The 13854-nt window shown below is 63.8% G+C and carries 10 protein-coding genes; 1 reads left to right on the forward strand and 9 read right to left on the reverse strand.

Annotation, left to right across the window (positions count from 1 at the left end):
• Positions 1-85 precede the first annotated feature (85 nt).
• The 5 genes from prmA to aroQ are packed head-to-tail and all read right to left on the reverse strand — an operon-like array spanning position 86 to position 4236.
• Positions 86-964 (reverse strand): 50S ribosomal protein L11 methyltransferase, encoded by an 879-nt coding sequence (gene prmA / locus CW360_RS13640; RefSeq protein ID WP_101194068.1) that lies wholly within the window; start codon positions 962-964, stop codon positions 86-88.
• Between the two features lie 26 nt (positions 965-990).
• The gene (locus CW360_RS13645; RefSeq protein ID WP_101194069.1) at positions 991-1851 is read right to left on the reverse strand and encodes a hypothetical protein; all 861 of its coding nucleotides are present in this window, start codon (positions 1849-1851) and stop codon (positions 991-993) included.
• 60 nt (positions 1852-1911) lie between these two features.
• Positions 1912-3261, reverse strand: coding sequence for an acetyl-CoA carboxylase biotin carboxylase subunit (gene accC / locus CW360_RS13650; RefSeq protein WP_093984382.1), 1350 nt, complete (start codon positions 3259-3261; stop codon positions 1912-1914).
• Between the two features lie 17 nt (positions 3262-3278).
• Entirely contained in the window at positions 3279-3740 is a 462-nt protein-coding gene (gene accB, locus CW360_RS13655; RefSeq protein WP_101194070.1) for an acetyl-CoA carboxylase biotin carboxyl carrier protein, read from the reverse strand.
• A gap of 52 nt (positions 3741-3792) precedes the next feature.
• Positions 3793-4236: a type II 3-dehydroquinate dehydratase gene (gene aroQ / locus CW360_RS13660; protein WP_093984380.1), complete on the reverse strand. Its 444-nt coding sequence runs from the start codon at positions 4234-4236 to the stop codon at positions 3793-3795.
• A gap of 328 nt (positions 4237-4564) precedes the next feature.
• Between aroQ and CW360_RS13665 the strand changes: the two genes are divergently transcribed.
• Positions 4565-5704: an acetyltransferase domain-containing protein gene (locus CW360_RS13665; RefSeq protein ID WP_101194071.1), complete on the forward strand. Its 1140-nt coding sequence runs from the start codon at positions 4565-4567 to the stop codon at positions 5702-5704.
• Positions 5705-5849: 145 nt separating this feature from the next.
• Here the strand turns inward: CW360_RS13665 and CW360_RS13670 are convergent, their stop codons facing one another.
• The 4 genes from CW360_RS13670 to CW360_RS13685 form a co-directional block, all read right to left on the reverse strand.
• Positions 5850-7904, reverse strand: coding sequence for a TonB-dependent receptor (locus CW360_RS13670; protein ID WP_101194072.1), 2055 nt, complete (start codon positions 7902-7904; stop codon positions 5850-5852).
• A 307-nt stretch (positions 7905-8211) separates the two neighbouring features.
• Positions 8212-9948, reverse strand: a complete 1737-nt coding sequence (locus CW360_RS13675) for a protein-disulfide reductase DsbD (RefSeq protein WP_101194073.1) — start codon at positions 9946-9948, stop codon at positions 8212-8214.
• 76 nt (positions 9949-10024) lie between these two features.
• Positions 10025-11983, reverse strand: coding sequence for a methyl-accepting chemotaxis protein (locus CW360_RS13680; protein ID WP_101194074.1), 1959 nt, complete (start codon positions 11981-11983; stop codon positions 10025-10027).
• A 108-nt stretch (positions 11984-12091) separates the two neighbouring features.
• On the reverse strand, positions 12092-13702 hold the full coding sequence (locus CW360_RS13685) for a response regulator (RefSeq protein ID WP_101194075.1): 1611 nt from the start codon (positions 13700-13702) through the stop codon (positions 12092-12094).
• Positions 13703-13854 lie beyond the last annotated feature (152 nt).

Consider the following 13854-nt stretch of genomic DNA (forward strand, 5'->3'; position numbering starts at 1 on the left):
TTGGGAGCGCTAGTCTGAAAGGAGCGCGTGCAAGCTGCAAGCTACCCTGTCTCACTAGCAGGCTGTCGCCCCGAGCGACAACAGCTCAGCGACGTACGCCGCTGATGCGCACCCAGCCATCCTTTTCCGCCGTGGGGTCGAGGATGAAGTCGGCCTGGTAGGCGGCACGTACCTCCTCGGCCTGCTCGGCAAGAATGCCGGAGAGCACCAGGTAGCCGCCCTGGCGCACATGCTGGCTGATGGTCGGTGCCAGCTGCACCAGTGGGCCGGCGAGGATGTTGGCCAGCACCAGGTCGAAGGTGTCTGCGGGCATGTCCCCGGGCAGGTAGAGCGGGAAGCGTGCCGCGTCGATGCCGTTGCGCGTGGCGTTGTCACGCGAGGCTTCCAGCGCCTGCGGATCGATGTCGGTGCCGCAGGCCTGCTTGGCGCCCAGCAGCAACGCGGCAATCGCCAGAATGCCCGAGCCACAGCCGAAATCCAGTACGGTGTAGTCGTGCAAAGACTGGCCGTCCAGCCACTCCAGGCACAGTGCCGTGGTAGGGTGCGTGCCGGTGCCGAAGGCCAGGCCAGGGTCGAGGTGCAGGTTGACCGCCTGCGGCTCGGGCGGCTGGTGCCAGCTCGGTACGATCCACAGGCGCTGGCCGAAGCGCAGCGGTTGGAAATTGTCCATCCAGCTGCGCTCCCAGTCCTGATCGGCAATCTGTTCGACCTGATGAGCGGGTAGCGGGCCGCCGGTGAGCAGCGCCAGGTGGGCCAGCAGCGCCGCCGGGTCGGTGTCGGCCTCGAACAGTGCCAGCAGATGGGTGTGGCTCCACAGCGGCGTAGTGCCCAGGTCTGGTTCGAAGATCGGTTGGTCTTCGGCGTCCATGAACGTCACCGATACCGCCCCCACATCCAGCAGGGCCTCTTCATAAGTAGCGGCCTGCTCCGGGGTGATGGCGAGACGAACTTGTAACCAGGGCATGACAAAAACCTCGAGGCGGCAGCCTGTTAAGCGGCGCTCAAGCTTACTTGAGCGGCCTGCGAGGCGCCAGTTGAGGCATCTAGGCGTTGCAGGCCGCGATAGGCCAGATGGCTGGTGCCGCTGGCCAACAGGGCCGGCAGCAACAGGTTGACCAGCGGCAGCAGAACCAGACAGAGCATCAGCGCGCCGTAGACGATCAGTGCCCCGCGTTGCAGTCGGGCCACCTGCAGTTGTTCGGCGGCGCTGGCCAGGTCATGCAGGGTGTAGGGCAGCAGGAAACGCAGGTTCAGGTAGCCGAGCAGGACCAGCAACAGCACGCCGTTGAGCAGCGGGATGAGCAGGCATAGCAAGGTGCCGGCGCCCAGGCCCAGCCAGGGCGCCAGATAGTATTGCCCGGCGCGCAGTGGGTGGCCGCTTTGTTTGCGGCGTCCGTGCAGTTGCGGGTAGTGGCGCAGTGCGCGGCGGCGGGCCCTGGGCAGGAGCAGCCAGGGTAGCAGCAGGCGAATACTGATCAGCACGGCACCGGCATACAGGGCGATCAGAATGAGCAACGCCAGGGCTGCGGCATACAGCGCCGCCAGCGCCATGGCCGGGGCGATACCCGCCATGCCGCTAAGGGTGGCCGGGCCGCTGCTGGCCAGGCCCGGCAGCAGTCCCAGGGTGCCGGCGCCGAGCACGACAAAGGTCGCGACTACACCGGCCAGTTGCGCGATTAGCTCGAAGTAGTGGTAGAACAGCCAGAGCCACAGGCTGCTGAGCAGTATGCAGAGCCCTGCCGAACCGAGTAGCAGGGTGGGGTGCAGGCTGCTGCGCAGGGCCAGCAACAGGCACAGGCCGGCCTCACGGAAGGCATCCGCACAGGCCTGGCCGAGAGAAGACAGTGACATGACAGGCATCCGTGCAAACAACAGGGGCCGCATTATGCGGCCCCTGTTGTCAGTGCGGCGTCACTTCTTGCCGAGTTTGTGCTCGAGGTAGTGAATATTCACGCCCCCCTTGCAGAACCCTTTGTCGCGTACCAGGTCGCGGTGCAGTGGCACGTTGGTCTTGATGCCGTCGACGATGATTTCGTCCAGAGCGTTGCGCATGCGCGCCATGGCCTCGTCGCGGTCCTTGCCGAAGGTGATCAGCTTGCCGATCAGCGAGTCGTAGTGCGGCGGCACGCTGTAGCCGCTGTACAGGTGCGAGTCGACGCGCACGCCATTGCCGCCCGGGGCGTGGAAGTGCTTGACCTTGCCAGGGCTGGGCATGAAGTTGTCCGGGTCCTCGGCGTTGATCCGGCACTCGACCGAGTGACCGAGGATCTTCACGTCTTCCTGCTTGATCGACAGCTTGTTGCCAGCGGCGATGCTGAGCATCTCCTTGACGATGTCGATGCCGGTGACCATCTCGGTGACCGGGTGTTCGACCTGTACGCGGGTGTTCATCTCGATGAAGTAGAAGTGGCCGTCTTCATAGAGGAACTCGAAGGTGCCGGCGCCGCGGTAGCCGATCTCGATGCAGGCATCCACGCAGCGCTTGAGCACTTCGGCGCGGGCCTTTTCGTCGATCTGCGGGGCGGGCGCTTCCTCGATGACCTTCTGGTGGCGGCGCTGCAGCGAGCAGTCGCGGTCATACAGGTGGATGGCGTTGCCCTGGCCGTCGGACAGCACCTGGACTTCCACGTGGCGCGGATTGCCGAGGAACTTCTCCAGGTAGACCATCGGGTTGCCGAACGCGGCACCGGCTTCGGTACGGGTCAGCTTGGCCGACTTGATCAGGTCTTCTTCCTTGTGCACCACGCGCATGCCGCGGCCACCGCCACCGCCGGCAGCCTTGATGATCACCGGGTAGCCCACTTCGCGGGCAATCCGCAGGGCTTCGCCTTCGTCTTCCGGGAGCGGGCCGTCGGAGCCCGGTACCACCGGTACACCGGACTTGATCATGGCGTCCTTGGCGGAGACCTTGTCGCCCATCAGGCGGATGGTCTCGGCTTTCGGGCCGATGAAGGCAAAGCCGGAGTTCTCCACCTGTTCGGCGAAGTCGGCGTTCTCGGCGAGGAAGCCGTAGCCCGGGTGGATCGCCGTGGCGCCGGTGACTTCCGCCGCGCTGATGATCGCCGGGATGTTCAGGTAGGACTGCGCGCCGGCCGCCGGGCCAATGCACACCGACTCATCGGCCAGGCTGAGGTGCATCAGATCGCGGTCGGCTGTGGAGTGCACGGCCACCGTCTTGATGCCCATTTCCTTGCAGGCACGCAGGATGCGCAGGGCAATTTCGCCACGGTTGGCGATCAGGACTTTTTCCAGCTTGTGCATTGCAGGTTCCCCAGGCATCAGACGATGGTGAACAGGGGCTGGTCGTACTCAACCGGCTGGCCGTTTTCCACGAGGATCGACTCGATCACGCCGCTGGCTTCGGCTTCGATGTGGTTCATCATCTTCATGGCTTCAACGATGCACAGCACGTCGCCCTTCTTCACGCTCTGGCCGACCTCCACGAAGTTTGGCGAGGTCGGCGAGGCGGCGCGGTAGAAGGTGCCGACCATGGGCGAGCGGCTGACGCTGCCGTTCAGCTTGGGCGCCGCCGGGGCGCTGTCGCCTGCAGCGGGTGCGACTGCAGCGGCCGGTGCCGGTGCAGCAGGCGCGGCAACCGGTGCTGCCGCATAGACCTGCTGGGCCGGCACTTTGCTGTGACGGCTGATGCGTACCGATTCTTCGCCTTCGTGGATTTCCAGTTCGTCGATACCGGACTCTTCCAGCAGCTCGATCAGTTTCTTGACTTTACGAATATCCATGGCGGTTGACTCCCAAGCTCAGGTTTAACGGTAGTGGCGGCGCTGTAGCGTTTCAGCGCGCGGCCAGTTGTTCGATTGCCGCATCCAGGGCCAGGCGGTAACCACTGGCGCCCAGGCCGCAGATCACTCCGACGGCAACATCGGAAAAGTAGGAGTGATGGCGGAAGGCTTCGCGTTTGTGCACGTTGGACAGGTGCACTTCGATGAATGGGATGCTCACCGCCAGCAACGCGTCACGTAGCGCGACGCTGGTATGCGTAAAAGCGGCCGGATTGATGAGGATGTAGTCGACGCCTTCCTGGCGCGCGGCATGAATGCGTTCGATCAGCTCGTACTCGGCATTGCTCTGCAGATGCAGCAGGTGATGGCCGGCATCGCGGGCCTGCTGCTCCAGTTGCTGATTGATTTGCGCCAGGCTTGTGGCGCCGTAGACGCCAGGTTCGCGGGTGCCGAGCAGGTTGAGGTTGGGGCCGTGGAGTACCAGGATGGTGGCCATGGGGCAGTCCTTTCAGGGAGCAGAGGGCGGTGGGCGCACAAGTGTGCACGGACTATGCCCAATGGCGCGTCCGTTGTCAGCAGTTCTCTGCACTTTCCAGGGGGATGGCCGCCAATGGCTTTTAGGACTGCTCTAAGGTAGCCCGGTATTGCCGGGCAACTTCAGGTGCGAGATGACTTCGAAGTGGTTAATCCATCCTGGACGGTGGGTTAGGTTTTTCTTCCTTTGCTGCAGGTAGAGTCCCTTGTCGAATGGGGGCGGTGTGCATCGATATTTCGATTAATGTTATTTTATTACGTTAATTTACTTGTGCTACGCGAAGCCTTCCATGCCCTCCAGTCGCCTGCTTTCGATCGATGCCCTGCGTGGTTTGGTCATCCTCTTCATGTTGCTCGATCATGTTCGCGAAACCTTCTACCTGCACCAGCAGGTCGGCGACCCGATGGACGTGACCGCTACTGATCCTGCGCTGTTCTTCAGTCGTACTCTGGCGCATTTGTGCGCGCCGGTGTTCATCCTGCTTACCGGACTCTCGGCATTTCTCTACGGCGAGAAGCAGATAAGTCGCGCAACGACCAGCACCTTCCTGTTCAAGCGCGGGCTGTTTCTGGTGCTGCTGGAGTTCACCCTGGTCAACTTCGCCTGGACCTTCCAGATCCCGCCTACGGTGATCTATCTGCAGGTGATCTGGGCCATCGGCCTGAGCATGCTGGCGCTCTCTGCGCTGCTGTGGCTGCCGCGTGCCGTGCTGGCAGTGCTGGGCCTGGTACTGGTGGCCGGGCACAACCTGCTCGATGGGCTGCACTTTCCTGTCGAGTCGGCCATGCACATCCCCTGGGCGGTGCTGCATGAGCGTGGATGGCTCGAATTTTCCGACGCGCTGCGCCTGCGCACCTCCTACCCGGTGTTGCCGTGGATCGGAGTGATTGCCCTGGGCTACGTGATCGGCCCCTGGTTCCGCGCTGCGAGCGTGCCTGAGCAGCGTTTGCAATGGCTGCGTCGTAGCGGTTTTGCTGCTCTGGCGCTGTTCGTGGTGCTGCGCTTTGTCAATGGTTACGGCGAAAAGCCGTGGGCGGTTGGAGAAACCGGGCTGCAGACGCTGATGAGTGTGCTGAATCTCACCAAATATCCGCCGTCACTGCTGTTCCTGGCGCTGACGCTGGGCATCGGCCTGCTGTTGCTGGCCTACTTCGAGCGCCGCAACGATGGGCGTGCGGTGCGTACCCTGGCCGTGTACGGCAGTGCACCGATGTTCTTCTACCTGCTGCACTTGTATCTGCTGAAGCTGTTCTATGTCGCCGCCTTTGCTATCTGGGGCGCGAACCAGGGGCGTTACTTCGGCTTCGATTCGATGGGCTGGATTTGGGTAGCGACCTTGGTTCTGGCCGTGCTGCTGTTCCCGCCCACGCAATGGTTCGCCCGGCTCAAGGCGCGCCGCCGGGACATTCGCTGGCTGAAGTACCTCTGAGAACCTCTGACCTAGGGGGCGCACGGCGCACCCTGGGTTTGCTGGCAGCACCCTCTTCTGCGTGTAGGAGCGCGCTTGTGGGCGCTGGCTGACTGACACGATCGCCGGCAAGCCGACTCCTACAGATTTGGCTTCGGGCCAGAATCTACAGCTTCATATTCACCGACAGATAGGCCGAGCGGCCCGGAGCGGGAGAGAACATTGGTTGTTCGTCGCCAGCGGCCCAGAAGAAGTTGTCGAACCATACGTACTCGTAATCGCGATCGGTCAGGTTCTTCAGTTGCAGGTCGAGACTGGTGGTGGTCGATACCTGATAGCGCACGTTGGCATCGAGCACTGCGAAGCCGCCGTACTTGCCCTGCTCGTTCAGCTCGTCGATGTAGTAGTCGCCCTGTGCACGCGCCGACAGGCCGAAACGCCAGGTATCGTTGAGCTGGTAGTCGACGCCGGCATTGCTGATGTGGCGCGGCGTGGAGAACACCTCCTTACCTGACAGCGACTGCCCGCCAGCGGTAAAGGCGCTGACCACCTTGGCTTCCTGGATGGCGTGCGAGCCCCACACGGTCCACTGATCATTCAGCTGTGCGCTGAGCTGCATGTCGATGCCGCGACGCTTGGTTTCACCCAGGCCGACGGTGGTGCCGGTACTCGGCATGTTGGCCACTTCGTCGGTGGCTTCCTGTTGCCACACGGCGATGCGCGCTTCGGAGCCGGCGAAGGGTTTGAACTTCACACCCACTTCCTTGCCGGTGTTGATCGACGGTTTGTACGAGGCTTGGCCGACAGTCATGTAGGCGGGTGCAGTGGAACCCGTGAGGACCTGGAAGGTACGGCCCCAGTTGGCATAGACGTTGATGACCGGCGTGATGCTGTACACCACGCTGAGCTTGGGTTGTTCGATCCAGCCATAGTCCTGCAGTTTGGCCTTCTCACCGCTCATCAACTCGGTGTTGCCGGAGAATGTGTCCACCCGGTAAGCCGGGATGATCTTCAGCTGCTCGATGGGCTGGATGATCGCCTGGGCATAGGCGCCGGTGTTGTACAGGGTGTAGCTATCGTCGTTCTGCGTACGGGCCGGCGGCACGTCGAAGTCGGTGGGGATGCCGAAGTTGTAGCGGTAGCGACGGTACTCGTTGTTCTGCTGCTCGTAGTTGATGCCGCCATCGAGGGTCAGCATCTCGTGGGCACGCCAGGTCAGGTTGCTCAGCGCGCCGGCCTGGCGCTCCTGCCACTGGCGGCGCTGGCGCGGGGCGTTGCCGACCGGGTAGTCGGTGAAGGTCACGGTGCGCTCATCGTCGTAGCTGTTGTAGTACAGCTTGTTGCTCAGGCTCAGGTCGTCGCTGAGCTGGAAGTCGGCATGTCCGCTGAGGTGCTTCATGTCGCGGTCGTCGCCGTCGTTGGCGTTCTTGGCCGGCGACTGGGTGCGGCTGGCCGACAGTTGCCGGGCGGTGAGAAAGCCCGGCTCCTCAGCCTCGTGGTGGTAGAGGCGGGCAACCACGCCGAGCTGCATGGTCTGCTCGTCATCGCTGACGAACCACTTGCCGCCCAGGGAATATTTGTCGGAGTCGCTATGGTCGCGAAAGCCAGCGGAGTCCTGCTTGGCCAGGAAATAGTTCTGCGCGAAGTTGCCTTTCTCATGACCAACTGCCAACTGCAATTCGCGTGTATTGAAACTGCCGTAGGTCAGGCGGCCATCGGTGTAGTTGCCGCCCTGGCGGGTAGCAAAGTTGATGTTGCCGCCGATGTTGTGTAGCCCGTAGCGCGGGTCATTGGTGCCGCGCACAACTTCGATGTAGTCGATGTCCAGCGGGAAGATCATGTCGATGAAACGCTGGTTACCGCTGTTGACGTTGCTCGGCACGCCGTCGATCAGGGTCTTGATGCCGTTGATGTAGCCCTCGCCGTTGAAAGCGCGGAAGGTCACCTTGCCGGATTCGGCGCCCATGCGCGTTTCGGTCAGTTGGATGCCGGGCATCTGGCCCACCAGCTCCCAGCTGTTCATCACGGTTTTATCTTCGATCTTGTCGCTGCCCATGATGTCGACTGAGGTCAGGATGCTGTCGGTGCGCAGCGTGCCGCTGGCCTCCGGGGTGACGTAGACCGAGCCGAGCGAAACGGTGGAGTTGCCGGATGAGGCAGCGTGAATCTGAGGCGTGACCAGGGCGGTCATGACGGCGAGGGAGGCCGAAGTGGCTTTCATGGGTATTCCTAGCGTTGCGTTTTCTAAGTGTCGGGGGCTACGGGGGGGCTGGCAGCGCTTCAGTGTCTTGCGAGCGCTCCGCTTGGGCAGGGGCTGGAGGATTTGCTTTTGATAAATATGTTATACCATAACATATTCTTTGCGGCCGGCCAGTCTGGCAAGTGCGGATTGATGCCGGAAGTACCTGTCCAACGCCGTGGGTGGCGCCACGGCCTGCGCCATTCGCCTCATCGCGGAGGGTTCGAGGTGTTGCTGCCTAGGGATGCTCAGAAGTCAGTCGGAAATGTAGGACTACTTCAGGCGATCCTTAGCGACGGGCGTTGGCCTGGTCGAGGCGCTGGCTGAAGGCGGCGGCATCGATTTCGCCGACCACGCGCAGGTCCTGCCATTCCTCGCCGTTACCGGCAATCAGCTGGATGGCTGGCGGGCCGAACAGCTGGTAGCGGTCGAGCAGGGCGCGTTGCGCCGGATTGCTGGCGGTGATGTCGAAGCGCAGCAGGCGCCAGTCCTGCAAGCGCTGTTGTACCTCGGCCTGGCTGAACACCTCGCGTTCGATGACCTTGCAGCTCACGCACCAATCGGCGTACCAGTCCAGCGCGACTTTCTGTCCGGCACTGCGTGCAGCGGCCAGGGCGCTGTCCAGTGCCTCGGGGGTATCGATGGTTTGCCAGTCGTGTGCTGCGCTGCTGCTGGCTGGCGCACTGTCGGCTGACAGGTTGCCCAGCGGGCGCAAGGGATCACTGTGCCCCTGCAGGGCGCCGAACCAGGCGGCCAGCGCGTAGCAAAGCAACAGCAGACCGACAAGCTGGGCCATTTTCTGTCGCGGGCTTTTCGGGGTGAGTTCCAGGGTACCGAGAAACAGCGCCACGCCGGCCGCCAGCAGGCCCCACAGCAATAGGCTGAGGGCGCCCGGCAGGACCCGTTCGAGCAGCCAGATGGCTACCGCCAGCAGTAGTACGCCAAAGGTGTTGCGCACCGTCAGCATCCACTGCCCGCCGCGTGGCAACAGTGCGCCGCCTCCGGTGGCGAAGAGGATCAGTGGTGCTCCCATGCCCAGTCCCAGGGCGAACAGTTTCAGGCCGCCGCCCAAGGCGTCGCCGCTGGCACTGATGTAGAGCAGGGCGCCGGCCAGCGGCGCTGATACGCAAGGGCTGACCAGCAGGCTCGAACAAACGCCGAGTAGCGCGGCACCGACCACCGAGCCGCCGCGCGTGTTGCCGGCCAGGCGGTCCAGCGGGGCGCTCAGCCAGTGCGGCAGGCGCAGCTCGAAGAGGCCGAACATGGCCAGGGCGAATACCCCGAAGAAGGCGGCAAAGGGCACCAGCACCCAGGGCGACTGCAGGCGGGCCTGCAGGTTCAGTTCGGCGCCAAACAGCCCCATCAAGGCGCCCAGCAGGGCAAAGCACAGAGCCATCGGCAGCACATAGGCGGTGGACAGCACCAGGCCGCGCAGTCCGCCGATCTCGCCACGCAGGACCACGCCGCCGAGGATCGGCAGCATGGGCAGTACGCAAGGGGTAAAGGTCAGGGCCAGACCGCCGAGGAAAAACAGCGCGATACTGTGCCAGTCCAATGCGCTGGCAGCGCCGCTGCTGCCGATCTGCAATTCGCGGGTTTCTGGTGGATAGCACAGGCCGAGGTCGGCGCAGCCCTGATAGCCCACGCGTAGGGTAAAGGGTTGCTGATCGTTGTGGCGCAGCTCCACGTCGAGCAGGCCGTAGTAAACCTCGACATCGCCGAAGAATTCGTCCTGTTTGGCCTGGCCTGGAGGGAGTTCGACGACCTGCAGGGCCACTGTGGCCGGTTCCGCGGTGAAGCTCAGGCGGTGGCGGTACAGGTAGTAGCCTTCGGCGTTGGTGAAACGCAGGCGCACAACGCCTGGACTGCTGTCGACCAGGTCGAGGCGGAAGGCCTGCTCCACCGGCAGGAAATCGCTGCTGTTGTTGAGCGGCGCGCCGAGGGTGCTGGCTGGCCGGCTGTCGAACAGGCTGGCCAGGGCGGGCAGGGTGAACACGAAAAGCAACAGGGGCAGCAGACGACGCATGATGAACTCGCAGGAACGGCTGAGCGGGCATCATAACGGACTGCGTCAGCCGGCAGCAGGTTCAATCGGTCGCAGGTCACACCTGGAAACGATGCACGGTGTGTTGCAGTTGTTCGCTGAGATCGCGTAGCTGTTCGCTCTGTTGGCGGCTGCTGGCGATGCGCTGCAGGTTGGCACTACCGCGTCGGTAGATGTGTTCGCTGTGCTGGCTGATCTGCGCGGTGTTGTCATGTTGCTGGGCGCTGGCCTGGGCGATGCGCTGCACCCGGTCGGCCATGGTGCGGATGGCCTCGACCACGGTATCCAGGGCGCCTTCGGCGGCTTGCGCCTGGCGTGCGGTACCTTCGGCCTGCTCCACCTGTTGGCGCATGGCGCCCAGTGACTGCTGGGCGGCTTGTTGCAGGCGCGCGGTGAGTTGCTGGATCTCCTCGGTGGCACTGGCGGTGCGCTGTGCCAGCGTGCGCACCTCGTCGGCGACCACCGCAAAGCCGCGGCCCAGCTCGCCGGCGCGGGCTGCTTCGATAGCCGCATTGAGGGCTAGTAGGTTGGTCTGTTCGGCCACGCCGCGGATTACGCTGAGTACGCTGCCGATGTTGCCGCTCTCGTGGGCCAGTTGCTCGATGGCCTGGGCGCTGCCGCGGACTTCGCCAACCAGGCCGTGCAGGCCATGCAGGCTCTGTTCGATGACCCGCTGGCCTTCAGCGACCGCACTGCCAGCGGCGTGGCTGGCACCGGCCGCCTGGTCGGCGTCGCCGGCCACCTGGCCAATGCTGTCCTGCAGGTGGGCCAGGGCGTCGCGAATCGAGGCGGTTTCCGCGGCCTGTTGTTCGCCGCTGTGTTGCAGCTCTTCGCCCAGTCCGGCGAGGTGCTGGCTGCTGGCGGCCAGCGCGCCGGCATGCTGGCGGATTTCCCCGACCAGGGTCTGCAGGTATTCGCGCAGGCGTTGCAACGACTGCTCGATGGCCTGCAGTTCGACGATGCGCGAGGACAGTTGCAAGGGCTGGCTGAAATCGCCCTGTGCCCAGGCGCTCAGTTGCGGCACCAGCTGGCTGAGCAGGCGGGTCAGGCTGCGCTGCATGCGGTCGATGAGCAGGGCGATGGCGAGGATCAGCAGGATCAGGCCGATCTGGATAGTCCGTACATCCTGCTGGATGCGCGCCTGTTCGGCCTGGACCAGCGGCTCCAGGCCGGCCAGGGCCTGCTGCAGGGCGTCGATACGCTGCTGGGTGTCGCTACGCAGTTGCAGACGTTGTTGCACCAGTGCGCTGGTGCGCTGCAGCTCATCGGGGTAGCGCCGCAACAGGTAGGCCAGCTCGCGCTTGAGTTCGCTGCCGCGGTCCTCGCTTTGCTGTTGCTCGCTGCTGTCCAGCTCCAGCAGGGCGGCGAAGCTGCTGCTGGCGCTGGCTGTGGTTTGTTCGCCGAGTAGCGGCAGGCCCTGCAGTTGCTCGGCCAGCCCCTGCAGCTGCTGCAGTTCGCGCTGGATGGCTTGCAGATGCTGCTCCTGCCCCTGGCTGACATAGCGGCCACGGGCGTGTGCCAGGCGCAACAGATGCAGGCTGCTGCTCTGCAGGGGCGCCAGGTAGCGCGCGGCATCGTTGTGCTGGCTACTGCTGGCATAGCGTTGCAGTTGTTCGAGGTTGCCGGCCAGTTCGCGTTCAGCCTGCACGAGCAGCCCTTGCGGGTCGCCGGCGAGCTTGCCGGCGGCCAGTAGCGGGTTGGCGATGAAATCCTGCAGGTGCAGCAGGCTGGGACGCAGTTGTTCGGCCAGGCTGTTCGGTAGCGTGTCGATGCGCGTGGCCAGTTGCCGGGCGGCCTGTTCGGCCTGCTGGTGACGTAGTGCATCGCCACTGTCCAGGTAGGCCAGTACCTGCCCGGCCACCTGTTGCTGGAAGGCCTGGCTGAGTTGCAGATACAGGCTCATCAGGCGCTGAGGCTGCTGCAGGGCGCGTTGTGACCACCACAGGGTGGCGGCCAGGCTCAGGCATACCAGCAGGAGCAGTGAAGTATTGAGGTTGGTCAGGCTTTTCAGGCGCATGGCAGCAATCGACCGCGGCAGGGAATGGCGGCAGGTTATTGCGGTGCTGTGTCAGTTTTGTGACGGCGACTGCTTGACGCCGAAAAAGATGGCCAATGGCCGCCATGCCTACTCAGCGCAGGCAATCTGGTTGCGCCCGCCGTGCTTGGCCTGGTACAGCGCCTCGTCGGCGCGCTTGGACAGGCTCTGCGCGTCCTCGCCTGGGCGGAGCAGGGCAATACCACCGCTGAAGGTACAGGAGAGGTCTTCGGGTTGTGCCGGGTAGTGGATTTCCGCAAAACGCCGGCGGATCTCGTCGAGGACCCGCTGCGCGGCCTCCAGCTCGGTATCCGGCAGCACCACGGCGAACTCTTCGCCGCCATAGCGGCCGATGTGATCGGTCTTGCGCAGGCGCTGCTTGAGGAACAGTGCCAGGCTCTTGATCACCCGGTCGCCCATAGGGTGGCCATAGCTGTCGTTGACCTTCTTGAAGTGGTCGATGTCGAGCATGGCGAAGCACAGTGGCTGGCCGTCGCGGCTAGCCCGCAGGCGGGCATCTTCGAGCAGTTGCAGGGTGTGCGTGTGGTTGTACAGGCCGGTCAGGCTGTCGCGCACCATGCGTGCCTGCAGGCTGCGTGCGCGCGTCGCGCGGGTGCGCACAGTGGCGATCAGGTGGCGGGGCTTGATCGGCTTGGTGAGGAAGTCGTCACCGCCCTCGCTCATCGCATCCAGCTGCTTCTCCAGATCGTCCTCGGCGGACAGATAGATGATCGGGATGCTTACGTAGCGCTCGTGCTGGCGAATCACCTTGGCCAGTTCGGTGCCCACGCAGCCGGGCATATACATGTCGAGAATGATCAGCTCGGGATTGAAATCGGCCAGTACGTCCAGCGCTTCCAGCGGCTCGGTGAGGGTGCGGGTGACGATGCCGGCGCTGTTCAGGACCATCTCGGTGTGCGTCACCTGGGCGCGCGAGTCATCGATGATCAGTACCTTGAAAGGCTCGTAATGCGCGGTGTGGCTGAATTGCTCGACCCGTTCGAGGATGGTCCAGGCGTCCAGGCTGTTGCAGTAGAAGTCCAGTCCGCCGGCGCGTACGGCCTGCAGGCGGGTAGCGGTATCGCTGTCCTGCTCGCTGAAAAACAGCACGGGGATGCGTTGCTCGAGGCCCTGCTGGGCCTCCTCGGCGAGCAGCAGGCCCTGCTTGTCGCCGGCAAAGTCCACGTCCATGAGGATGGCCAGCGGGTGGCGGGCGGCCATGGCCTGGCGGAAGGCCTGACTGTCCGGGCAGCCTTGGGCGATCAGTCCGTAGGAGCTCAGTTGCTGTTCCAGGCGCAGGCGTCGTTCGTTGTCCTGCAGGGCCAGGTAGACCGGCTTGCGCAGCGGCGGCAGGCTGGTCTGTTCAAACTGGTCGCCATGCCGCAGGCCGGTGCGTGAGAGGCGCTGCATGAGCTGGTTGAGCTCGCAGATCAGTTCGCTGGACAGGCGGTTGCGGTTGGCGGCCACGCCCTGCAGGCAATGCTCGATGCCCTCGGCGATCTGGCAGTGTTCGGGCTGTTCGAATCGCTCGGCATAGCGCAGCAGGCGCTGGTTGCCCTCCTGCAGCTCGTCCATTTCCTGCTTGGACCAGGCGTTGCGCTGCAGGCGTTGCCACACTTCCAGTACCTGGCGCGCCTGGTTGATCACGCGCTGGGCAAAGTGCTGCTTGAGGCGGTCGCTCTGGTCTTCGTGCTCGCTCATGTCTGGCAGGCTGTCCCTGGTCTGTCTGACTCCGGTGATGGCGCGATGCTATCAGCTTATTGGCGCCAGGCAATTGCCGTTTCTACTCTGTTTACATCCTGTTGTCGAAAAACCTGTGCAACTGCGCAGATTGTTCGGCTAAGCCATCATGC

The sequence above is a fragment of the Pseudomonas fluvialis genome, assembly GCF_002835605.1.
In the GTDB taxonomy this organism is placed as follows: domain Bacteria; phylum Pseudomonadota; class Gammaproteobacteria; order Pseudomonadales; family Pseudomonadaceae; genus Aquipseudomonas; species Aquipseudomonas fluvialis.